16 protein-coding genes are annotated in these 22,024 nt (G+C 70.0%); 7 read left to right on the top strand and 9 right to left on the bottom strand.

Translation table 11 applies throughout. The annotated features are described in order from the left end of the window. Positions 1-507 carry a formaldehyde-activating enzyme gene (gene fae / locus XAN126_RS0100510; RefSeq protein WP_024276642.1) on the bottom strand — a complete coding sequence of 169 codons (507 nt, stop codon included), beginning with the start codon at positions 505-507 and terminating at the stop codon, positions 1-3. Positions 508-1,052: 545 nt separating this feature from the next. Here fae and XAN126_RS0100505 point away from each other — a divergent pair. Further along, positions 1,053-1,259, top strand: coding sequence for a hypothetical protein (locus XAN126_RS0100505; protein ID WP_024276641.1), 207 nt, complete (start codon positions 1,053-1,055; stop codon positions 1,257-1,259). 119 nt (positions 1,260-1,378) lie between these two features. Continuing rightward, the gene (gene htpX, locus XAN126_RS0100500) at positions 1,379-2,290 is read left to right on the top strand and encodes a zinc metalloprotease HtpX (RefSeq protein WP_024276640.1); all 912 of its coding nucleotides are present in this window, start codon (positions 1,379-1,381) and stop codon (positions 2,288-2,290) included. A 24-nt stretch (positions 2,291-2,314) separates the two neighbouring features. Here htpX and XAN126_RS0100495 read toward each other — a convergent pair whose 3' ends face one another. Together XAN126_RS0100495 and rsmB are read right to left on the bottom strand one after the other, a co-directional pair. Continuing rightward, complete coding sequence (locus XAN126_RS0100495; RefSeq protein ID WP_024276639.1) at positions 2,315-4,153, bottom strand: heparinase II/III family protein; 1,839 nt, start codon at positions 4,151-4,153, stop codon at positions 2,315-2,317. Between the two features lie 54 nt (positions 4,154-4,207). Then, entirely contained in the window at positions 4,208-5,578 is a 1,371-nt protein-coding gene (gene rsmB, locus XAN126_RS0100490) for a 16S rRNA (cytosine(967)-C(5))-methyltransferase RsmB (RefSeq protein WP_024276638.1), read from the bottom strand. A 244-nt stretch (positions 5,579-5,822) separates the two neighbouring features. On the opposite strand from rsmB, the gene XAN126_RS0100485 reads away from it, so the two are divergent. Next, positions 5,823-7,118 carry an adenylosuccinate synthase gene (locus XAN126_RS0100485; RefSeq protein ID WP_024276637.1) on the top strand — a complete coding sequence of 432 codons (1,296 nt, stop codon included), beginning with the start codon at positions 5,823-5,825 and terminating at the stop codon, positions 7,116-7,118. A gap of 52 nt (positions 7,119-7,170) precedes the next feature. Then, positions 7,171-8,541: a hypothetical protein gene (locus XAN126_RS0100480; protein ID WP_024276636.1), complete on the top strand. Its 1,371-nt coding sequence runs from the start codon at positions 7,171-7,173 to the stop codon at positions 8,539-8,541. A 42-nt stretch (positions 8,542-8,583) separates the two neighbouring features. Here XAN126_RS0100480 and mutS read toward each other — a convergent pair whose 3' ends face one another. Then, positions 8,584-11,238 (bottom strand): DNA mismatch repair protein MutS, encoded by a 2,655-nt coding sequence (gene mutS / locus XAN126_RS0100475; RefSeq protein ID WP_245272341.1) that lies wholly within the window; start codon positions 11,236-11,238, stop codon positions 8,584-8,586. Positions 11,239-11,558: 320 nt separating this feature from the next. Here mutS and purH point away from each other — a divergent pair, with 320 nt between their 5' ends. The 3 genes from purH to XAN126_RS0100460 all read left to right on the top strand — a co-directional run bounded on the left by purH (position 11,559) and on the right by XAN126_RS0100460 (position 14,214). After that, on the top strand, positions 11,559-13,148 hold the full coding sequence (gene purH / locus XAN126_RS0100470) for a bifunctional phosphoribosylaminoimidazolecarboxamide formyltransferase/IMP cyclohydrolase (RefSeq protein ID WP_024276634.1): 1,590 nt from the start codon (positions 11,559-11,561) through the stop codon (positions 13,146-13,148). Positions 13,149-13,319: 171 nt separating this feature from the next. Then, positions 13,320-13,772 (top strand): MarR family transcriptional regulator, encoded by a 453-nt coding sequence (locus XAN126_RS0100465; RefSeq protein ID WP_024276633.1) that lies wholly within the window; start codon positions 13,320-13,322, stop codon positions 13,770-13,772. 40 nt (positions 13,773-13,812) lie between these two features. After that, positions 13,813-14,214 (top strand): hypothetical protein, encoded by a 402-nt coding sequence (locus XAN126_RS0100460; RefSeq protein ID WP_024276632.1) that lies wholly within the window; start codon positions 13,813-13,815, stop codon positions 14,212-14,214. A gap of 25 nt (positions 14,215-14,239) precedes the next feature. Here the strand turns inward: XAN126_RS0100460 and XAN126_RS0100455 are convergent, their stop codons facing one another. The 5 genes from XAN126_RS0100455 to XAN126_RS0100435 form a co-directional block, all read right to left on the bottom strand. Continuing rightward, the gene (locus XAN126_RS0100455; protein WP_024276631.1) at positions 14,240-15,106 is read right to left on the bottom strand and encodes a hypothetical protein; all 867 of its coding nucleotides are present in this window, start codon (positions 15,104-15,106) and stop codon (positions 14,240-14,242) included. A 118-nt stretch (positions 15,107-15,224) separates the two neighbouring features. Continuing rightward, complete coding sequence (locus XAN126_RS0100450) at positions 15,225-17,345, bottom strand: glycosyl transferase family protein (RefSeq protein ID WP_024276630.1); 2,121 nt, start codon at positions 17,343-17,345, stop codon at positions 15,225-15,227. A 19-nt stretch (positions 17,346-17,364) separates the two neighbouring features. Further along, positions 17,365-19,698 (bottom strand): cellulose biosynthesis cyclic di-GMP-binding regulatory protein BcsB, encoded by a 2,334-nt coding sequence (locus tag XAN126_RS0100445; protein ID WP_024276629.1) that lies wholly within the window; start codon positions 19,696-19,698, stop codon positions 17,365-17,367. Position 19,699: 1 nt separating this feature from the next. After that, positions 19,700-20,902, bottom strand: coding sequence for a UDP-N-acetylglucosamine 2-epimerase (non-hydrolyzing) (wecB, locus tag XAN126_RS0100440; protein ID WP_029876524.1), 1,203 nt, complete (start codon positions 20,900-20,902; stop codon positions 19,700-19,702). 277 nt (positions 20,903-21,179) lie between these two features. Continuing rightward, positions 21,180-22,010 carry a TlpA disulfide reductase family protein gene (locus tag XAN126_RS0100435; protein ID WP_081762463.1) on the bottom strand — a complete coding sequence of 277 codons (831 nt, stop codon included), beginning with the start codon at positions 22,008-22,010 and terminating at the stop codon, positions 21,180-21,182. Positions 22,011-22,024 lie beyond the last annotated feature (14 nt).

Here is a 22,024-nt window from a genome sequence, read left to right as displayed (position 1 = left end):
CTAGGCCGCGAAGGGGTGCTTGGCTTCGTTGCGCTTGTCGGTCGCTTCCTTGGCGGTGGGGGTACCGGCCACGGCGCGAGCGATCGAGAGCTTGGTCGCCTCGTAGTTGAACTGCTGGATCTTGGCGTCGTCGGCCGCTTCCCAGTGGATGAACACACCCACGCAGATGAAGAGGTCGTCGGCTTCCTCGACCGGGATCACGCCTTCGGCCACGGAGTCCTGCACCGCCTTGGCGACGCCGTACTGCGCGGGGCCGAACATCTGCACGGCCTGCCGGGCGTCCTTGATGGTCACCTTGTTGAACATCACGGTGTTGGGCTTGCAGGGCAGGTTCGGCGCGAGCACCGCGAGGAGGGACGTGAAGCCATCCTTGTTGTTCGTCAGGCTGGTGACGAACGCCGTCTCGGCCGCGCTGCCGCGCGGGCCGATGATGAGGTCGATGTGGGCCACCTCGTTGCCGTCACCGACGAGCGCCTCACCAACCAGAACCTTGCTAATCTTAGCCACCTTCTGTCCTCCCTCGTAGATCGACTAGGGATGACCGCCCCCGAAGACAGTTCCGGACGGCGGTCCTATGCCGCCTACCCTTGTTGTCAGCGCTCGGCGCGGAATGCCGAACCGGTTCACCAGATAGCGCGCGGAGCCTAGCCGCGCCGAGGCTCGCCTGCAAGCCGCCGCGCCCGCGAATCCATGCCGCGGCGCAGCGTGAAAAATTGGCCGGCAAAACGTGTGCGAGCGACCTTGCGAACGGCCTTGCGAGAGGCCCGCAGGACCGGGCCGCAACCTGCCCTTGCGGCGGCGGCCGCGGCCGGATGCCGGGATTGATGGGAAGAACGTGATGGGAAGTATTGCGGTTGTTCAATACCAATCTTCCCGAGACACCTTGCCGAACATTCCTGTTGGCACTCAGCTTGCTTCTTAATTTTTGCACAGATTGCCCGTGAGAAGGCAGCCTGCCGGTCAGTACAGCTTGAATGGCTAGCGAAGGTTTGTCGCAGAGGGACGGAAGCAGGGGAGTGGCACACGCAGCGCCGGTCTCAGGAACCCTGGTCATGTTCATTGTTCTATACGCCTGCCTCATCAGCGCTCCGGCCACCTGCCGGGAGGAGAAGCTCAGCTTCTCCATGGAAGCGAGCGCGCCCATGACCTGCATGATGTCCTCCCAGCAGGCCATCGCGCAGTGGAGCGAGAGTCACCCCCAGTGGCAGATCGGCCGCTGGAAGTGCGTGGCCGCCGACCGCCTCATGCGCGACATCTGAACGGCGGGGCGCACAGCGCCGATCTGCCGTTGCGGCATGCCCGCCCTTGAACGGGGCGCCATGCCTTCCCATCCTCTAGTCCAAGGTCCGCGTCCTGTGCGCGGCACCGGGAGGGATGGATGAATCACCTGAAGACGGCGATCCTGCTCGCCGGCATGACCGCCTTGTTCATGGCCGTGGGCTTCGCCCTCGGCGGACGCGGCGGGATGATGATCGCATTCGTGGTGGCGGCAGGCATGAACCTGTTCAGCTACTGGAATGCGGACAAGATGGTCCTGCGCATGTACGGCGCGCGGGAGGTGGATGATCGTACCGCGCCCGAGTTCGTGGGCATGGTGCGGGAGCTGGCGCGGCGGGCGGACCTGCCCATGCCGCGGGTGTTCATCATGGACAACCCCCAGCCCAACGCCTTCGCCACCGGTCGCAATCCGCAGAACGCCGCGGTCGCCGCCACCACCGGCCTGTTGCAGACGCTGACGCCCGAGGAAGTGGCGGGCGTGATGGCGCACGAGCTGGCGCACATCAAGCACTACGACACCCTCACCATGACCATCACCGCGACCATCGCCGGCGCCATCTCCATGCTGGCGAATTTCGGCCTGCTGTTCGGCGGCGGCAACCGGGAGAACAACAATCCCTTCGGCTTCATCGGCACCATATTGATGGTCATCCTCGCCCCGATGGCCGCCATGCTGGTGCAGATGGCCATCTCCCGCTCGCGCGAGTATGAGGCCGACCGGGGCGGTGCGGAGATACTGGGGCGGCCCATGGCGCTCGCCTCGGCGCTGGCGAAGATCTCCGGCGAGGCGCATCAGGTGCCGAACTATGAGGCAGAAGCGAACCCCGCGACTGCCCACATGTTCATCATCAATCCCCTCTCCGGGGCGCGGATGGACAATCTCTTCTCCACCCATCCGGCGGTGGAGAACCGCATTGCGGCCTTGCGCGATCTGTCGCAGCGGATGGGCGGCGGAGGTTTTACTGCACCCGCGCCGGCCCCGACGCAGCCGCGCCGCGGGCCGTGGGGGTGATGCCGAAGGTGATCGGTCGGGGCCTCAGCCCCGGCCCGGCCGCACCGGCGGCACGCTCTGCGCTTCCCGGGTGCGCACGAAGGTCCAGATGACGCGCGGCGTGCGCGCGACCTCGCCCGTGAGCACCAGTTGCGAAGTGCGGCGCGGCCCGCCGGTCGCGGCGAGGTCCACGCTCTCCTCCACCACCAGCGGCAGATGGGGCGCGGCGAAGGCCCAGGCCTCGCCGTTGGGCAGGCTGAGCAAGGCGGTGTGGGGATCGTCCAGCCGTTCCACTGTCACCGAGGGGTGCAGGTGGAAGCGGATGGCGAAGGTCTCCGCTGGCAGCGCCCCGCCTTCCTCCACCGGCCGGAAGATGTCCTCGCCGTCGAGCCGGTTGCCCTCCAGCGCCAGCCGCCAGGAGCGCTGGTGCAGCAGGTTGAACGCCTCGGCATAGCCGTCATGGCTGGCGCGCAGCAGCAGCGCGTTGTTCCGCGTGCCGCGCTGGACCTCCACATGCTTCGGCCCGGCGACGATGGGCGCGCCGAAGATGCGCGTCATGGAGCCGCCCTGCAGGAAGCGGCAGGAAGAGGTGTCAGCGATCACGGCGGTGGAATGGGCCGCGGTTGAGCGGGCCACCTGCCGCCACATCTCCCGGTGCACCTCCGGCACGCCGCAATTGATGACGATGCGCTGGCGGGCGGAGGAGAATTCGAAGGCGAGGCAGCTCGCGTGCGCCTCCCAGCTCGCCACGGTGGGCGGCGGCGGGCCGGTGTCGGCGATCAGCATCAGCGAGCGGGCGTCGAGCCGCTGGTAGCCGGAATAGGGCGCATTCGCCACCGGCGCGCCGCGCGCGTCGTCGAAGGCGAGAATGGTGGCGAGCTGGTCCGCCGCCGTGTGGCCCATGCCGTGGAAATGCGCGAAGGCGCCGTCGCCATGCCGGAAGAAGCGCAGCATGGGCATCATCCGGTCCACCGCATTCATCAGCGCGGCGGGAGCCTGCTGGTTGCGGGCGGTGAAGGCCTGGCGCAACGGCAGAAGATCGAGCAGCAGCTCGATGAGCATGCCGGGATTGCGGGTGAGCGGGCCGCCGTCCGGCAGGATCTGCCGGTCCAGCTCCTCGGCGAGGCGCTTCTGTGCCGCCTTCAGCAGGCGCGGCTGGTCGGACATGCACAGCCCGGCGAACACCAGCGCGACGATGGCGATGAGTCGGGGATAGCCGTCCGGCGCGTCGCTCGCCATCCGGCGCAGCTGGCGCACCTGCTTCGCCAGTGAGCGCATGAAGCGGCGGTAGAAATCGTGGTCGGCGTCCTGCAGCAGGAAGGTCGCCTGGGTGAGCCAGGAGATGATGCGCCGCGCCGCTACGTCCGGGCGCGCCGCCACCGCCTTCGCCTTGCCGGGATCGCGGATGAAATCGCCGACAAGGGCGCGGGCATTGGCGCGGGCGATGGTGGTGTTGGCCGCCTTCAGGTGCCGCAGCCAGCCGAAGCCGTGCAGCGCCTCGGCCCATTCCACTGACGGCGGCACCAGCTCGAACGCGGTGCGGCCGTCGAGCGCCATCACCTTTCCGGCGAAAGCGAATCGGCCGGAATAGATTTCACTGGCGACGGTGGCGTCGCCGGTCCTCAGGTCCTGCGGGGCGATGAGAAGGCGTTCCGGCACCGGCACCGGCACGTAGCCGAGCGGGACGGCGCGGCCGCCGATGCGCGCGAGCACCGTCTGCGACCAAAGCTCCAGCAGGAGGGTCGCCAGTTGCGTGCGCTCTTTAAGCCCGCCTCGGCTCACGGCGCCTCCCGTCGGGTGGGCGTGGCCCTTCCCGGCCAGCGTGCCGACCAGATTTCTGGCCACGGCCTGCAGCGGGCCCGCCGATCCATTCCAGATACCCATGCGCCTGTCTTCACCAGCCTCTAGCCCGCGCGAGAGGAGGCCGGGGCGCCGGGATCAGGCCGTTGGGCTCGTCCTGCGCCGCAGCCGGGTGGCGTAAAAGCCGTCGAGACCCGACCGCTCCGCCTCCCCCCGCATCCAGTGACTTGGAAGAGTGCGCACATCCCCTTGAGGAGTTATGAACAAATCGAGGCCGTCCACCTCTCCGGCGCGAAGCGGCTCCCGTTCCACATCGTTTCGCGCAGCCAGAAGCCGCTCCACCTGCGCCTCGCCCTCCTCCGGCTCCAGCGAGCAGGTGGAATAGACGACGAGGCCGCCGGGCTTCACGAGATCGACGGCGTGGTCGAGCAGCCGCGCCTGCAAGGTGGCGAGGGTCGGAATGTCCGCCGGCCGCTTGGACACCGCGATGTCGGGGTGCCGGCGCAGGGTGCCGGTGGCCGAGCAGGGCGCATCGAGCAGCACCGCATCGAACGGGCCGCCGGCGAAGGTCGCAGCATCGCCCTCCACCACGGTCGCGGCGAGGCCGAGCCGCGCCAGATTGTCCCTGAGCCGGGTGAGGCGGGCACCGGAGCGGTCCACCGCTGTCACCTGCGCACCGGCGGCGACCAGTTGCGCGGTCTTGCCGCCGGGGGCCGCGCACAGGTCCGCCACCTTCAGCCCGTCCACTTTGCCGAGCAGCCTGGCGGGAAGGGCGGCGGCGGCATCCTGCACCCACCATTCGCCTTCCGCGAAACCGGGCAGCGCGCGGACCGGACCGGCCTGGAGGACGCGCACCGTGCCGGTGGGCAGCACCTCGCCCGAGAGCTTCTGCGCCCAGGCGTCGGGATCGGCCTTCACGGTGATGTCGAGGGGCGGCTCCACCCGGTGCATGGCGACCATGGCACGCGCGGTGTCGGCGCCATAAGCCTTGGTCCAGCGCTGGCGCAACCAGTCGGGCGTATCGGCGAAATCGGGATCGACCCCGGCCATCAGCCCCTCGCCCTCCCGCGCAACACGGCGCAGCACGGCATTGACGAGGCCGGCGAAACCAGCGGTCGAGCGATCGGCGCGGGCGAGGTCGACGCTGAGACCCACCGCCGCATGGCTCGGCACATCCATGAACAGGATCTGCGTCGCCCCGGCGAGCAGCACCGATTCCAGCCGCGGCGCCGACTTGGGAAAGCCGCGCTCCATCAGCTTGCCGAGCACGGCGCGGAGCGTCCCCAGCCGCCGCAGGGCGGTGGCGACGATGCGATAGGCGAGCGCCCGGTCGCGCGGCTCCAGCGCCGGTCCGTCGAGCGCCTCTTCCAGCGCGGCGCCCTGCCGCAGCACGGCTTCCAGCGCGTCGACGGCGACGGCGCGGGCGGACAATCCGGGGGTGGCGGCAACGGGCTTTGGGCTGCCGCCGGGGCGGCGGGAGGAGGCGGGAGCGCTGCGGGGAGTCTTCATCGGGGAAGGTAGAGCACGAACCGGGGCCGGTCGCCAACGCCCCCAAAGGGCGGCCCCTCCGGCACCTTCCGCCGCTACCGTTGACGGAAGGTCGCCCGCCGGCCGGCCCGCCGCGCAAACCTTGCCTCGCCAGCCCCGATCCCGTAAGACGCTTTGGTAACGCCCCGGACCAGAGCCGGGGCTTTCCTTTGTGCGCGCGGTCGAGGTCCGAACCACCCGCGCTGGGTTCAGGAGGCACCACCGCGTGGCCAATGTGGTCGTGGTCGGCTCTCAGTGGGGCGACGAAGGCAAGGGCAAGATCGTCGATTGGCTCTCCGAGCAGGCGGACGTCGTCGTCCGCTTCCAGGGAGGCCACAATGCCGGCCATACGCTGGTCGTCGGCGGCGTCACCTATAAACTGTCCCTCCTGCCGTCCGGCGTGGTGCGTCCCGGCAAGCTGTCGGTGATCGGCAACGGCGTCGTGCTCGACCCGCAGGCGCTGGTGGACGAGCTGGCGCGCCTTGCCGCGCAGGGCATCGAGATCGGTCCCGACCGGCTGCGCATCGCCGAGACCGTGCCGCTGATCCTGCCGCTGCACCGCGAGCTGGACGCCCTGCGTGAAAGCGCCACGGCGGAAGGCGCCCGCATCGGCACCACCAAGCGCGGCATCGGCCCGGCCTATGAGGACAAGGTGGGCCGTCGCGCCATCCGCCTCGTGGACTTGACCGACCCGGCGACCCTGCCGGCCAAGGTCGATCGCCTGCTCACCCATCACAATCTCATCCGCCGCGGCCTCGGCATGGCGGAAGTGGACGGCGCGGCGCTGGTCGCCGAGCTGATGGCGCTGGCCCCCAAGGTCCTGCCCTTCATGGACCGGGTGTGGGAGCTCTTGGACAAGGCGCGCCGCGAGGGCCGCAAGATCCTGTTCGAGGGCGCGCAGGGCGCGCTGCTCGACATTGACCATGGCACCTATCCCTACGTCACATCGTCCAATACGGTGGCGGGATCGGCGGCGAGCGGCACCGGCATCGGGCCGGGCGCGCTGGATTACGTGCTGGGCATCACCAAGGCCTACACCACCCGCGTGGGCGAAGGCCCCTTCCCCACCGAGCTTCTGGACGAAGTGGGCAAGACGCTGGGCACCAAGGGCCACGAGTTCGGTGTCGTCACCGGCCGCGCCCGCCGCTGCGGCTGGTTCGATGCGGTGCTGGTGCGCCAGACGGTGCGCACCTGCGGCATCCACGGCATTGCCCTCACCAAGCTCGACGTGCTGGACGGCTTTAACGAGTTGAAAGTCTGCGTCGGCTACAAGGTTGACGGTAAGGAAATCGACTATCTGCCGGCGGAAAGCGGCGCGCAGGCCCGGGCCGAGCCCATCTACGAGACCATGGAAGGCTGGCAGGATTCCACCGCCGGCGCCCGCTCGTGGGCCGACCTGCCGGCGGAGGCCGTAAAATACGTGCGGCGCGTGGAAGAGCTGATCGGCTGCCCGGTGGCGGTGCTGTCGACCAGCCCGGAACGCGACGACACGATCCTTGTTCACAACCCGTTTCAGGCATAATGCCGATCTGACGGCTCCGATCTGACGGCACAAGGGGAACCTCACCGCTCCGATGGCTGACTACTATCCCCTCCTGGTCCGCGCGATCTCCAGTCTGCCCCAGAAGACCGGGGAGAGCCGGCGCGCCGTCTACGATCGTGCCCGCACCGCCCTGATGCGTCAGCTGCGCGGGGTGGACCCGCCGCTGCCGGAAGGCGAGATCACCCGCGAGCGGATGGGCCTCGAAGAGGCGATCCGCCGCGTGGAGGCGGAGTTCGCCCAGCAGGACAACACGCCCGAGCCCCAGCCCGAAGACGAGGTGTTCGAAGACGAGGCGGAAGAGGCCGCGCCCCCGCCGCCCCCCGCCCGGTTCGAGCCGCCGAAGAGCTCGGCTGCCCCGGCTGCCCCGGACGAGGAGCCCGAGCCCCCCGCGGCCGAAGCCGAAAGCCGTGCGTCCGCCGAGCCCCCCGCCCGGCCCGACCGCCGCCTGCCGCCGCGCCAGCGCAGCGAGGACGAGACCGAGGGCGACCGCCGCCCGCCGCACCGGCGGGGCGAAGTGCGGAGCCGCGGCGCGGCCGCCAATGGTGGCCGGCGCGGTGCGTCGGAAGGCGGCGCCTCCTGGAAGAAATTCATCCTGATCGCGATTCTCGCGCTCGTGGTGCTGGGCGGCATCGCCTTCGCCGTGGTCAACCGCGACCGCCTCTTCGGCGGCAGCGAGGGCGAGCAGCAGGCGGCGGCACCGGCCACCTCCGGCACCAGCGCGTCCGACCAGGCGAAGTCGGCCGACCGGATGACCAAAACGTCCGGTGATGCCGCGCGCCGCGCCCCGGCCCAGCGCCCCGGCAACGCCTCGGGCAGCGCCCGTGCCGTGCTGATCGAGGAATCCACCGGCAGCGCCCAGCCGCAGACGTTCGAAGGCACCATCACCTGGCGCACGGAAACCGTGAACGCCGGGCCGGGGCTGCCGCCCGACATCGGCCTGCGCGGTGACCTCGTGATTCCCGAACGCAAGATCGCGATGAGTTTCGTGCTCCGGCGCAATACCGACCAGACGCTACCGGCATCTCACACCATCGAGATCGGCTTCAAGCTGCCGGAAGACTTCCCCTTCGGCGGCGTCGCCAACGTGGACGCGGTGCGGGCAAAGCCGAACCAGCAGGCGCTGGGCACGCCGCTTGCCGGCCTCGCCGTGCGCGTCAACCCGACCCTGTTCCTGGTGGGCCTCTCGGAAAAGACCGCTGACCGCCAGCGCAACGTTGCCCTGCTGCAGGCCTATCCGTGGCTCGACGTGCTCCTGACCTACACCAACAACAAGAAGGCCGTGCTCGCCTTCGAGAAGGGTGTGGCCGGCGAACAGGCATTCAACGACGCCTTCTCCGCCTGGGGCGAGCTGCTCCAGCGCCCGCAGGCGGCGCCCGCGTCGTCCGACGGCGGCAGCAACTGACGGCAGGGCGGGAACGCCCTGCCGTTTCGGCCCCGGCCATCGTCAGCCGTCGCGCAGCAACCCCTTGAGCCGATAGAGCGCGTCCAGCGCCTCGCGCGGGCTCAGCGCATCCGGATCGAGATCATCGAGCGCGCCGATCACCGCCTCGGCGGCGGGATCGGCCTGCGCCGCCTTCTCCGCCGGCTTGGGCCGCACGGCAAACAGCGGCAGATCGTCGATCAGCTTCTGCGCGGGTGACGCGCGCTCCGCCGCCTCCAGCTCCGCCAGCACGGCCTTCGCCCGCGCGATGACCGCCTCCGGCAGGCCAGCCAGCTTCGCCACCTGGATGCCGTAGGAGCGATCCGCCGCGCCGGGCACCACCTCGTGCAGGAAGATCACGTCGCCATGCCATTCCGTCACCTTCACGGTGGCGTTGGAAAGGCGCCGGCAGCGCTGGGAAAGTGCGGTCAATTCGTGGAAATGGGTCGCGAACAGCGCCCGGCAGCGGTTCACCTCATGCAGGTGTTCAAGGCTCGCCCAGGCGATGGACATGCCGTCGAAAGTCGCCGTGCCGCGGCCGATCTCGTCGAGGATGACGAGGGAGCGCGGCGTCGCCTGATTGAGGATGGCCGCCGTCTCCACCATCTCCACCATGAAGGTGGAGCGCCCGCGCGCCAGATCGTCCGCCGCGCCGACGCGGGAGAACAGCCGGTCCACCACGCCGATGCGGGCAGACCGCGCCGGCACGAAGGCCCCCGCCTGCGCCAGCACCGCGATAAGGGCGTTCTGGCGGAGGAAGGTGGATTTACCGGCCATGTTCGGGCCGGTGACGAGGACGATGCGGCCGTCCTTGTCCCCCTCCGGCGGAGAGAGGTCGCAATCGTTGGGCACGAAGGGGCCGCCATCCCGGGCAAGCGCCTGCTCCACCACCGGGTGGCGCCCGCCCGCGATGGCGAAGGCGACGCCCTCTTCCATGTGCGGGCGCACATGGGCCTCGGTGGCCGCGAGCTCCGCGAGGCCCGAGGCCACATCCAGCTCGGCGAGGGCATCGGCGGCTGCGCGGATGGCGTCGGTCTCGGCCACGACCGCCGCGGACAGGCGCTCGAAGATGGCCTGCTCCAGCGCCAGCGCTCGTTCGCCGGCACTGGCAATGCGGCTTTCTAGGTCGCCCAGCTCCACGGACGAGAAGCGCATGGCCCCCGCCATGGTCTGGCGGTGGACGAAGACGGCATCGTGCGGCGGCTCGCGCAGGCGGTCCGCATTCTGCTGCGTCACCTCCACATAATAGCCGAGCACCGCATTGTGCCGGATCTTGAGGGAGCGGACGCCCGTCTCCTCCACATAGCGCCGCTCCAGCGCGGCCACCACGCGGCGGCTTTCATCCCGCAGGGCGCGGGTGGCGTCGAGTTCGCCATCGCAGCCCTCGCGCACGAAGCCGCCGTCGCGGCGGTGCACGGGCAGGTTCTCCGCCAGGGCCGAAGCGAGATCGAGCGCCACCGCATGGGGGGCGCGCGACAGGGCGCGGGCGGCGCGGGACAGATCGTCCGGCGCATCCGGGCCGATCAGGCCGGCGATGGCCAGCGCGCCGTCGAGGCCGTCGCGCACCGCAGCGAGATCACGCGGACCGCCCCGCTGCAAGGCGAGGCGGGTGACCGCGCGGGCCATGTCAGGGGCGCGGGCGAGCGCCTCCCTGAGCGCACGACGCAGGGCGCCGTCCTCGACGAGATGCCCCACCGCGTCGTGACGGGCGCGAATGGCGGCAAGGTCGGTCAGGGGCTCGGCGATGCGACGGGCGAGCAGCCGCGCGCCGGCCGCCGTCACCGTGCGGTCCACGGCGGCAAGCAGCGAGCCGCGCCGGTCGCCGGAGGTGGTGCGCACCAGCTCCAGATTGGCGCGGGTGCCGGCATCGATGGCCATGATGCCGCCCTCCGCCTCCCGCACCGGGCGGGCGAGGAGGGGCTTCGCCCCAAGCTGGGTACGGTCCACATAGGCGACCACGGCCGCCGCGGCGATCAGCTCGGCGCGGGCGAAGGCGCCGAAGGCATCGAGCGCTGCGACGCCGTAGAAGTCCGCCAGCCTCTTCTCCGCCCCCGCCCCGTCGAAGGACTGGCGCGGCAGCGGCGTCACCGCCGGCAGATCGCGCAGCATCGCGCGCAGCTCGGCATCGTCCAGGAGCGCGTCGGAGACCAGCAGCTCCGCCGGGTCCACCCGCGCCAGATCGCCCGAAAGCGCGGCGCGCGTGGTGCCGGCCACCCGGAAGGCGCCGGTAGACATGTCGGTGAAGGCGATCGCATAGGCGAAATCCTCCGCCCCCGAGCCGGCGCGCACCCGAGCCAGCGCGGCCAGCACGTTCTCGCGCCGGGCATCGAGCAGCGAGTCCTCGGTGATGGTGCCGGGGGTGACGAGGCGGGTGACGTCGCGCCGCACCACCGACTTGCCGCCGCGCTTCTTCGCCTCGGCCGGGTCTTCCAGCTGCTCGCAGACGGCGACGCGGAAGCCGAGGGCGATGAGCTTGTGCAGATATTCCTCCGCCCGGTCGATGGGCACCCCGCACATGGGGATGTCCTCGCCGAGGTGCTTGCCGCGCTTGGTGAGCACGATGCCCAGCGCCTGCGAGGCCTGCTCCGCGTCGGCGAAGAACAGCTCGTAGAAGTCGCCCATGCGGTAGAATAGGAGGCTGTCCGGGTTCGCCGCCTTGATCTCCATGTACTGCGCCATCATGGGCGTCACGCGCGTATCGTCGGCCTTCGCGGCCGGAGCCTTGGCGGGTGCGGACGCCTCCTCGGGAGGCGTCTCTTCGGCTGCGGTGCTGGAAGCGGTCTTGGTGGCGGTCGGGCGCATGGCCGCACGGTATCGGGCGGGGCCGCGCCTGTCAGCGCGCCGGAGCCGCGCATCGACAGGAAAAGCGGGGCCGGCGACGCCTTCCCCCCGCTCATGCCCCCCGCCGATACCGGCCATGCATGCACGACGGCCCGCGCGGCTGGCGATGTGCGGTCATTGGTGCTAGGCGAGCGGCAATCTTTTCCCGGAGCCAATCGATGACCGCCGACATCCGTCCCGTGACCCGCGCCCTCCTCTCGGTGTCCGACAAGACGGGGCTGGTGCCGTTCGCGACCAAGCTCGTCGCCCATGGCGTGGAGCTGGTCTCCACCGGCGGCACCGCCAAGGCCATCGCCGACGCCGGCCTGCCGGTGAAGGACGTGAGCGAGCTGACCGGCTTCCCCGAGATGATGGACGGGCGGGTGAAGACGCTGCATCCCAAGGTCCACGGCGGCATCCTCGCCATCCGCGCCGATGCCGGCCATCAGGCCTCCCTCGCCGAGCACGCCATCGCCCCCATCGATCTGGTGGTGGTGAACCTCTATCCGTTCGAGGCGACCGTCGCCCGCAAGGCGGATTTCGAGGAGACCATCGAGAACATCGACATCGGCGGCCCGTCCATGATCCGCGGCGCGGCCAAGAACCACAACGACGTGGCCGTCGTGGTCGAGGCCGTGGACTACGAGGCGGTCCTGAAAGAGATCGCCGAGCACGGCGGCACCACCCTCGCCTTGCGCCGCAAGCTGGCGCAGAAGGCCTATGCCCGCACCGCCGCCTATGACGCGGCCATCTCCAACTGGTTCGCCCGCGAGCTGAAGGAGGAGGCGCCCGCCTTCCGCGCCTTCGGCGGCAAGCTCATCGAGGCGCTGCGCTACGGCGAGAACCCGCACCAGTCCGCCGCCTTCTACGCCTCCGACGAGATCCGTCCCGGCGTCGCCACCGCGCGACAGGTGCAGGGCAAGCAGCTCTCCTACAACAACATCAACGACACCGACGCCGCCTTCGAGGCGGTGGCCGAGTTCCACCCCGCCCGCACGGCGGCGGTGGTGATCGTCAAGCACGCCAACCCCTGCGGCGTGGCCGAGGGCGCGGACCTCGCCGCCGCTTACAAGAAGGCGCTGGCCTGCGATCCCGTCTCGGCCTTCGGCGGCATCATCGCCGTGAACCGGACGCTGGACGCCGAGGCCGCCCGCGCCATGGTGGAGATGTTCACCGAGGTGATCGTCGCCCCCGACGCCACCGAGGAAGCCATCGCCGTGGTGGCCGCCAAGAAGAACCTGCGCCTGCTGCTCACCGGCGGCCTGCCCGACCCGCGCGCGCCCGGCCTGACCGTGAAGACCGTCGCCGGCGGCCTGCTCGTGCAGGGCCGCGACAATGCCAGCGCCGACGATCTCGACCTGAAGGTCGTCACCAAGCGGGCGCCCACCGAGCAGGAGCTGACCGACCTGCGCTTCGCCTTCCGCGTGGCGAAGCACGTGAAGTCCAACACCATCATCTATGCGAAGGACCTCGCCACCGTGGGCATCGGCGCCGGCCAGATGAGCCGGGTGGACAGCGCTCGCATCGCCGCCCGCAAGGCGCTGGACGCGGCCGAGGCGGCGGGCCTTTCGGTGCCGCTCACCAAGGGCTCGGTGGTCGCCTCCGACGCCTTCTTCCCCTTCGCCGACGGCCTGCTGGCGGCAGTGGAGGCGGGCGCCACGGCGGTGATCCAGCCGGGCGGCTCCATGCGTGACGCCGAGGTGATCGCCGCCGCCGACGAGGCCGGCCTCGCCATGGTCTTCACCGGCGTGCGCCACTTCCGGCACTGATGCCATCGGCCCCCGGTGGGGCCGAGCGGGACACACAGAGGCGCCGCTGACGGGGCGGCGCCGGTCCTTTTTCGGAACCGCTCCCAGCGCGCGCAAGTTCGGCGCATGGAACCATGTTGACTAGGAAACTTTATCGCGGTAGTTTCCTAGTCAATAGAGGAGGCGCGCCGGATGACGTCCGTGTCCGAACTCACCGACCACACCGGCTTCCGGATGCGCATGGTGTCCAATGCCGTTTCGCAGGCCTTCGCCCGCAAGGTCGAGGCCGAAGGTGTCACCGTGGCGGAATGGGTATTCCTGCGGGCGCTTTACAATACGGCCCCCATGCCGCCCTCGGTTCTGGCGGGCAGCATGGGCATGACCCGGGGGGCGATCAGCAAGCTTGCCGACAGGCTGCTGGAGAAAGGCCTGATCGAGCGGACTGACAATCCAAGCGACAAGCGCGCGCACAGCCTCTCCTTGTCGGCGGAAGGAAAAGCCAAAGTGCCGGTCCTCGCCGCGCTTGCCGACGAAAACGACGCCGCATTCTTCGGCGTGCTGACGCCGGCCGAGCACCGCCAGCTCGACCTTATCCTGACGGTTCTCGCCGAACGGCGCGGGCTCAGGGCTGCTCCAGTCGACTGACCTCCGGCCTCGGTTCACATCTCAACGAAGGGAAACCGCCATGGACGTGGAACGGATTTCTGTTGCCCAAGCGTGCCTCGCTGCCGCCCACGACGGCAGCCTCAGCTTCCCGGAAATCGTCGGCACGCTGATCCGCGCCGGTTTCGAGGGCTATACGGTCGATTATCGCCGCAACAGCCAGACCTGCTACCTGCCGGACGGCGACAGCGTGGCCATGGAGGTCGCGCCCTCCCCGGCCGGCGTCTCCGCCGCCTTCGACGCCACCGAAATAGAGCGGCTGGTGCGGTGGGCTCAGGCGAACCCGGCCGATTACAGCTATGCGGCCTTCAGCCAGAAGGCGAAGGCGGCCGGCTGCGCGGGATACATCGTGTCGTTTGCCGGCCGCCGGGTCGTCTATTTCGGGCGGACGGCGGAGACCCATGTCGAGCACTTTCCGCAGTGAACGCTCACGACTGGGGGCGGCGGCCCTAGCGCGCCATCAGCTGCTGCACGATGAGGCGGTCCACATAATGCGGGCCGTCGAAGACGAACACTTCGAACCCCTCATAGGCCTTGAGCTGCGGCAGCAGCTCGGCGGCGGTGGCGGCGCGGAACGAGCCGTCACCGGACGGCCGGAAGGCCTCGGCGATGATCTTAAAGCGGCGGGCGCCGAGGCGCTGGGAGATCACCTCCGCATAGCGGCGGGCCGCTCCCGGCGCGCGCGTGTAGATGCCGCAGCCGTCCTGGAAGAACAGCCCCACGTCGCGCGGCAGCCAGAGATCGATCCAGTCGGCGAGCGCCTCCGGGCCGACGTTTGAATTGTCGTAGCAGCTCACCCAGAGCGGGCGCGGGATCGGCGCGAGCGCCTCGCGCATGCGCCCCACGTCCTTCCAGGTCGGGTCGGCTTCCACGGGAAAATAGAAACCGGCGGGACGGAACGGCAGCTTCTGCCTGGCCACCTTGGCCGACAGGGCGCCCAGCTCCACCACGTTGGCGCGGGCCCGAGGCTCGGAGAAGTCGCCGGCGAGCCCTGCGATGATCTGGCTGGCCCAGGGCTCGCGGGCGATGCGCTTCCAGTTGGGCGCGTCGGGGATGAGCTTGAGGCCGAGCTTCGGCAGCGGCACGAAGGCGGTGCCGTCGGCCACCAGCCATTGCACCAGCAGACTCCGCGCGCCGATGAAGTCCCAGTCGCCGCGGGGATCGAGCGCGCCGCCGTGGACCTGCCAGACGATGCCGTCGATGAGGGCACCCGGCGGGCGGGACCGGGCGCCGAGGGCGAGATCGAGGCCGATGAGGCCCGTTCCGGCCGCGGCGGCACCAAGGCCGAGCGCGGCGCGCCGGCTCAGGCGCGCCATGGCGCGCCTGGAGGGGAAGGCCGGCACGAATATCTCGCTGTTGCGGAGGTTGCCCGGCCAGGACTGGCCGGGCCGGACTTGACCACGCTGGACCTGACCACGCCGGACTTGCCGAGGCTCATACCGGCGCGAGCGACGCGGCGACGCGGCGCTCCTGCTCGCGGATGGTGGCGCGCAGGGCTTCTTCCGTCACCACGCCGCAACGCACGAGATATTCGCCGATGCGACCGTCCTCGTCGGGACGGTAGTTCTCCATGGCGGCCTCGAAGGCCTCGCGGCGCATGAGCCCCTTCTCCAGCAGCAGGTCGCCGAGCAGCGGCGGCGACTTCTGGCCGTCCGCATTGCCGGTGACGCCGCGCAGCAGGCGCAGGCCGTCGTTGATCTCGCTCTCGCGGGCGATGCGCTGGAGCGGCTCGTCGCCCACCGCACGGCGCAGTTCCTCCAGAGCCTTGTCGCCCAGCGGCGAAGGCACCGCGACGATGAGGCGGCCGCCCGGATCGCGCCCGATGGGCAGCACGCGCCGCCGCACCATCAGGTCGATGGGCAGGAGATCGTTGAACTGCCGCACCATCTGCTCGGTGACGACGGTGCGCGGCAGGTTGGACTGGAAGGCCATGGCTTCGGCCAGCGTCTCCTCGTCGAGCCAGCCGCGGGAGACGAGGATGCGCCCGAGCGGCTGCTGCCGCTCCGCCTGAAGCGACAGCGCCTCCTCCACGTGCTCCGGCAGCACTGCCTGCCAGGTGAGCAGCAGCTCGCCCAAACGCTGCCGCTGCTGGCCAAGCTCCTGCTGGTCGGGGAAGTCGTGGGTGGTCTTGTCCCAGACGATCTTCCGGCCGAAAAAGATGTGGCCCAGGAACAGCTTCCACGCGCGCACGGTGGCGGCGAAGTTGACGAAGTTCGCCATGACCACGCGGGGAACGGACATCAGCCCCTGTTCCCAGCCATAGACCTTGGCAACGAAATAGTAGCGTTGCACCAGCCGCAGCGCGAAGGCGACGGCGTTGCCGGTCAAGACCGCCAGCAGCCAGGTCTCGGTGGCGAAGATGGAGGGATAGCGGGCCGGCAGCAGGCCGAGCTTCTCCGCGCCCATGAAGATGAGGAAGTGCGCGGCGACCACGTAAGCGAGCACGGCCACGAGGGAGGTGATGATGCCCTTGCGGTCGCGGAACAGGAAGTACTTGGTCGCCCAGTTGCCACGCCAGCCCATGGATCGCCAGCCTTGGAAGGCGATACCCAGCGACCAGCGCGCCTTCTGCCGGTAGGAGGTGCGGAACGTGTCGGGAAAGAACTCGCGCACGCACAGCGGCATGGAGAGGAGGATTTCCTTCTCCTTGCCGAATCCGAACAGGCTCTCGCGCTTGACGACGTATTCCACCGGCAGGCGGGCGATGATGGACTGCATGTGCGCCGCGGAGAGCCGGGCGCTGATGTCGTAGTCCTCGGTCAGGCTCGCGGTGTTGAACACCTCGCCCGTACCGTCGGACAACAGGTGCAGCATGGCCTTGCGCGAGAAGCAGGTGCCCACCCCGGCGGACGGCACCGAACCGGCGACGCTCTCGCGGACCACGAGGTCCTTGGCGTGCCACTCGGCGAACTCGTCCATGTAGATGCCAGCCACCAGCTCCGACCAGTGGCGCTCCAGCGAGAGCACCGGCACCTGGATCAGGTCCTTGCGCGGCAGGAGATAGCTGAAATAGCGCAGTTCGAGCGGATGCAGCACATCCTCGGCGTCGTGCAGCACGAGGCCGGCAAATTCCACGCCGGTCATCTGCTCGTGCTGGAAGATGGCACGCACCACCGTGTTGAGGCAGTCCGCCTTGTTGGTGGGGCCGGGATTGCGCGTCTCCACCCGCACCAGCTGCTTGTAGCGCCGGCGCATGCGCTCGACCTCGGCGATGGTGTCGGGGTCGTTGGGATAGGTGCCGACGAAGATCGTGTAGCGCCGGTAGTCCAGCACGCTCACCATGTTCTCGATCATGGCCGCGATCACGGGGGATTCGAGCCAGGCGGGAATCATGATGGCCAGCGGCTGCTCATCCTTCTGGTAGAGCGCGGCCGGGGTGAGCGGGCGGATGAACGGCTCGATGACGAAGCGGCGGTAGATCCGCCGCCCCCAGTACCAGGCATCGACGAACAGGTCGTCGAGGGACGAAATCAGGATGATGACCGCCACCACGGCCGCCACGTATTCGACGAAGCGGATGTAATCGGCCAGGAGATAGGGCCAATAGAGTTCCATGGGGGCGGTCCCGATCCGGTCAGTTGCCGCGGCGGCGCACTTGCGAGGCGCGGATCAGCAGCAGGAAGAACAGGGCGGCGGCTCCGATGCCGAGCGGCAGGCCCCAGTCCGACGAATTCTGCCACAGCCGCTGCAGGGTGCCGGCCGGGCCGTCCGTGTCGGCGACGCGCACCGTGCCCGGAGCGGCGCCGGAGGCGGCGAGCTCGGTCAGGGTGCCGTCGACGCCCACGAGGGCCACGTCGCCCTTCGACAGGCGCACGGCCTTCGCCGGGGTCATGGCCACGGGTCCGATGCTCTGCCACAGGATGCCGCGGGCGTCGTCGCCGCGCACCGCCTGCACCAGGGCCACGTTCCTCAGGCCGGTGATGTCCAGCATGCGGGCCTTCTCGTCGGCGCCGACGATGAGACGGTCGCCGTCCACCTTGGCCTTCACCGGCACGCCCTGCACCGGCACGTCGAGGGCGAGGAAGCCGCCGGTGGCGCGGAACGGCGTGCCCACGGAGGACACGTCGAAGGTGCTGGTGCCGGCCGGCATGCCCGCGGCGGCGGCAGCGCGCACCACGCGCGGCAGGCTGGCCTTGGCGGTGGCGAGATAGCTGTCGGGAACCAGCAGCTTGCCGCCCGAGGCCATGGCCGAGATCACGCCCAGGAAGTCGCCGCCCGGCGCCGCGCCGCCCAACTCGAAATGGCTGGTGGGCAGGACCGAGACCGGGAAGGCCTGAGGCGTCTCGCGGCAGCGGTCGCTCACCGGCTGGCGCTGGAAGGTCACGCGCAGCACGTTGCGGGCCGCGAGCGCATAGGGCGGCACGGCGGCCGTCACGTGCTCGGGGTGGCCGGTGGCGTCGAGGCGCTTGGCGGCCAGCAGCACGTCGTTGAGGAACACCGCCACCACCGGTTCGGAGGAGGAGGCGCCGGGCGCGGCCGCGACATCAAGGTTCAGCCGGCTCGGCAGGCTGCGGCCACCGGTGGCGGCGGCGAGATCGAACGTCACCACCCAGTCGCCGCGGGCGAGCACGTCGAGGTTGCCGTCGGTCGGGCCGAGGCTGGACAGCGGCACGGAGGAAGGCTTCTCCGGCCCCACGTCCACCGCGCGGATGGTCACGGTCCCGGAGGCCAGCGAGGTCCGCCAGAAGCTGTCGAACAGCTGGGTGGCCTTGCCGCCGGCGGCGCCGCCGACCGCGATGATCGGGCGTCCGGCGAGGAACTGCAAGCTCACCTCGTCCGGGGCGATGCTGGATGAGCCGAGGCTTGCCGCCTTGGCCCGCCATTCCATGAAGGCACCGGAGGCGGTGCCCAGACGGGCGCCGAGGGCGTCGAGCGCGCCACGGATGCCGGACAGAAGCGAGACATCCGCCACCGCCACGTCGGCGCCGAGCGGGGAGCCGGGCATCACCAGAAGCGCGCCGATCTCGGACGCGTCGCGGATGCGGTAGCTCTTCACGCCGACGAAGCTGGAGAAGGGGGCGACCGCGCGCAGCGAGGCCGGCACATCGACGTTGGTCAGGTCCACCTCGTCGCCGATGGAGGGCAGCGTCTTCACGACAAGGCGCTTGCCGGCGGTCTCAAGCGCAAGGCCGAGCCGCCAGGCGGTGTCGTAGGTGTCCTTGGAGAGGGTGCCGCCGGCCACCAGCAGCGCGCCGGAACCGGGCATGCCGCTCCAGGCGGTGGCGAGGCTGCGCACCTGCCCGGCGTCATAGCTGTAGGTGAAGCGGGTGGACGGGCGCAGCTTCAGCACGTTGCCGATGCCGCGTTCGTCGGCGCACAGCGCCTCGCCGATCACCGAGGACCAGGCGGTGCCGAAGCGCACGAAGCCGGTCTCCCGCGGCCGATCATCCACCGCGATGGTGGCATTGGCGCTGCCGTTGTCGCCTTCGAGGCGCCGCGAGAACACCGGCGTGCTGTCCACCGAGAGCACCACGGTGGTGCGCCCGCCATCGCCACGCAGATACTCGCCGTCGACGGCGATGCTGGCATTCTCCAGCGGCACGCCGGCCGGCACCGGCAGATAGATGTCGCGGCGCGCATCCATGCCCTGCAGCACCACCGGCCCTTCGATGCCGAGATCGCCGAGGGTGAAGGACCGCGTGACGCGGGTGTCCGCCGCCCGCTCCTGGATGGCCGAGAGGATCGGGTCCACCGGCGGCACGTAGGCCGGCGCCACATAAGCCGGCTGCTGGGCGACAGGGGCCTGGGCGACCACCGGCGGCGCCGGGCTGCGCGACTGCGCGGCGGCCGGCCAGGCCGAAAGCAGGCTCACCGGCAGCACAACGGCGGCGGCCAGTGTGGAAAAGCGCCGGGGAGTGAAGCCCCGGGCGGCCCGGCCGGGGGCGATGGAAGAGGCAACGTGTCGCATGTCAGTCTCTCACGAGCAGGGCGTCGAGGCCGGCGGGACGCCGAGGAGCGGACGCGGCAGGCGGGGATTGGAGGGGGGAAAATTCCTGCATCGGCCGCCCGCAGATGCAGTCCACGATCCGGCGGCAGGCCTGCCCGTCGCCGTAGGGGTTGATGCGCCCGGCGTAGGCCGCATAGGCCGCCGGATCGTCGAGAAGGCGGGACACCGCGTTGACGATGGCGGCGCGGCCGGTGCCGACGAGCTGGACCGTGCCGGAATGCACCGCCTCCGGCCGCTCCGTCACCTCGCGCATGACGAGGACGGGCTTGCCCAGCGCGGGCGCCTCTTCCTGCACGCCGCCGGAATCGGTGAGCACGATGTGCGAGCGCTGCATCAGCCGCTGGAACGGCAGATAGTCGAGCGGCGGCACGAGATGCACGTTGGGCCGGCCGGCGAGCGCCGCCGTCACCGGACCCTTGACGTTGGGATTGAGGTGAACCGGATAGACGATCTCCACGTCGCCACGGTCGGCGATCTGGTCCAGCGCCTCGCAGATGTTGCGGAACCCCTCGCCGAAATTCTCGCGCCGGTGCCCCGTCACCAGAAGGATGGGCCGGCGCGGATCGAGGGGCGGAAGTTCGGCGTCGAGGGCGGCACGCAGGTCCGGATCGGCGTCGAGGCGACGCTGCACCGATTGCAGCGCGTCGATCACCGTGTTGCCGGTCACGAAGACCTGCCCCTCGAGCTGCTCCGACAGAAGATTGTCGCGCGAGCCGGGGGTGGGCGCGAACAGGAGGTCGCTGCACAGATCGGCGACGCGGCGGTTCATCTCCTCGGGAAAGGGCTGGCCGAGGTGGTAGGTGCGCAGGCCCGCCTCCACATGCCCCACCGGAATGCGGCGGTGGAAGGCGGCAAGGGCTGCGGCCATGGCGGTGGTGGTGTCGCCATGGACCAGCACGCGATCCGGCTTCACATCCTCAAGCACGCTGTCGATCGCACAAAGCGCTCCGCCGGCAAGGCGATTCAACCCTTGGTTGTGGGCCATCAGGCCAAGATCGAAGTCGGGCGTCAGGTCAAAGAGGCGGAGAACCTGATCCAGCATCTCCCGGTGCTGGCCGGTGACGCAGACGAGCGACTGGATGGCCGGCTCCCGTGCCAGCGCCTGGACCACCGGCGCCATCTTGATCGCCTCAGGGCGCGTTCCGAAAATTGACAGTATTTTCAATGGTCGCCACCGGTGATTCGACTTCGAATGAACGCGCGCAGGCGTGCTGTCAAGAGCAAGATATACCAGCTCTTTTCGCGCAAATGAAAAAGGAGTGAAAGAAAGGTAAACGGCAGCGCCGCACCGTCGCCCCGGCAGCGCCTAGCTTCCCCATCCCCCTGGTTGCAGGGAACTCTGCCACCTGAAGGTTGCAAGAGCTTTAAGCGGGGCGATATTTTCGCAGATTGGAACGCGACGCCCCCGTCAAGGCAGGTATCTTATTCCGCCAAGCGTCAGCTCAGCGGGAAGCTGCTGAGCTGGAACCTGCCGAGCTGGAACCTGCCGCATCCGCCCGGCCGGCGCCGATGGCGGCCTTCACCAGCGCTTCCGCATCGACACCGCCCCACTCCGCCGGGCCGGCGAGATAGGCCATCTCGCAGCCGTCCCGATCGACGAGAAGGGTGGTCGGCAGGCCGAAGCCGCGCCCCACGCCGCGCAGGGCCTGGAAGGTCTTGGTCGCCGGATCGCTATAGAAGGCGAGGCTGTTCACGCCGATCTCGGAGAGGAAGGCGCGCGGCTTGTCCGGGTCGCGCGTATCGAGATTGACCGCCACCACCGCGAAATCCGGCCCGCCCAGCCGCTTTTCCAGATGGTCGAGGGCCGGCATCTCCTTGCGGCAGGGCACGCACCAGGTGGCCCAGAGATTGAGCAGCACCACCCGGCCCTTGAAATCCGCCAGCGTCACCGGCTTGCCGGAGGCATCGGTGAAGGTGAGCGGCGGCAGGCGGCGCGGCTCGCTCGCCAGCGCGATCGCGGCCAGCTCGCCCTTGGCGAGGGGCGCGAAGGCCCGAACCCGCTCCACCGTACCGGCGCAGGCGGGGTCAGCGGCCGCCCCGGAGGGGGCTGCGGCCGGCACGCTCGCCACGCTCTGGCCCTGCGGTGCATTGCCGGGGAGGCGGTTCATCCCGTATAGGGCGAGCGCGCCGGCCACGGCGCCCGCCAGCGTCGCCAGCGCGACCACGCCGATCGTCCTCACCGCGGAAGAGCGCCTCGCCACCGGCGCGCCCGGCGCGGGGCCGGTCGCCGTGTCCTGAGGGTCAGTCGCGCGGTTGTCGTCGGCAGTGGTCATCACCGGAGGGTCCG

The sequence above is a fragment of the Xanthobacter sp. 126 genome, assembly GCF_000526175.1.
In the GTDB taxonomy this organism is placed as follows: domain Bacteria; phylum Pseudomonadota; class Alphaproteobacteria; order Rhizobiales; family Xanthobacteraceae; genus Xanthobacter; species Xanthobacter aminoxidans.
This window is presented reverse-complemented; position numbering and strand designations above follow the sequence as displayed.

What these genes read in the sequence shown, in the direction of transcription:
- XAN126_RS0100505 (WP_024276641.1), top strand. Translation starts at nt 1,053, where the DNA reads ATGTTCATTGTTCTATACGCCTGCCTCATCAGCGCTCCGGCCACCTGC.
- htpX (WP_024276640.1), top strand. Translation starts at nt 1,379, where the DNA reads ATGAATCACCTGAAGACGGCGATCCTGCTCGCCGGCATGACCGCCTTG.
- XAN126_RS0100495 (WP_024276639.1), bottom strand. Translation starts at nt 4,153, where the DNA reads ATGGGTATCTGGAATGGATCGGCGGGCCCGCTGCAGGCCGTGGCCAGA.
- rsmB (WP_024276638.1), bottom strand. Translation starts at nt 5,578, where the DNA reads ATGAAGACTCCCCGCAGCGCTCCCGCCTCCTCCCGCCGCCCCGGCGGC.
- XAN126_RS0100480 (WP_024276636.1), top strand. Translation starts at nt 7,171, where the DNA reads ATGGCTGACTACTATCCCCTCCTGGTCCGCGCGATCTCCAGTCTGCCC.
- mutS (WP_245272341.1), bottom strand. Translation starts at nt 11,238, where the DNA reads ATGGCGCAGTACATGGAGATCAAGGCGGCGAACCCGGACAGCCTCCTA.
- purH (WP_024276634.1), top strand. Translation starts at nt 11,559, where the DNA reads ATGACCGCCGACATCCGTCCCGTGACCCGCGCCCTCCTCTCGGTGTCC.
- XAN126_RS0100465 (WP_024276633.1), top strand. Translation starts at nt 13,320, where the DNA reads ATGACGTCCGTGTCCGAACTCACCGACCACACCGGCTTCCGGATGCGC.
- XAN126_RS0100460 (WP_024276632.1), top strand. Translation starts at nt 13,813, where the DNA reads ATGGACGTGGAACGGATTTCTGTTGCCCAAGCGTGCCTCGCTGCCGCC.
- XAN126_RS0100455 (WP_024276631.1), bottom strand. Translation starts at nt 15,106, where the DNA reads ATGGCGCGCCTGAGCCGGCGCGCCGCGCTCGGCCTTGGTGCCGCCGCG.
- XAN126_RS0100450 (WP_024276630.1), bottom strand. Translation starts at nt 17,345, where the DNA reads ATGGAACTCTATTGGCCCTATCTCCTGGCCGATTACATCCGCTTCGTC.
- XAN126_RS0100445 (WP_024276629.1), bottom strand. Translation starts at nt 19,698, where the DNA reads ATGCGACACGTTGCCTCTTCCATCGCCCCCGGCCGGGCCGCCCGGGGC.
- XAN126_RS0100435 (WP_081762463.1), bottom strand. Translation starts at nt 22,010, where the DNA reads ATGACCACTGCCGACGACAACCGCGCGACTGACCCTCAGGACACGGCG.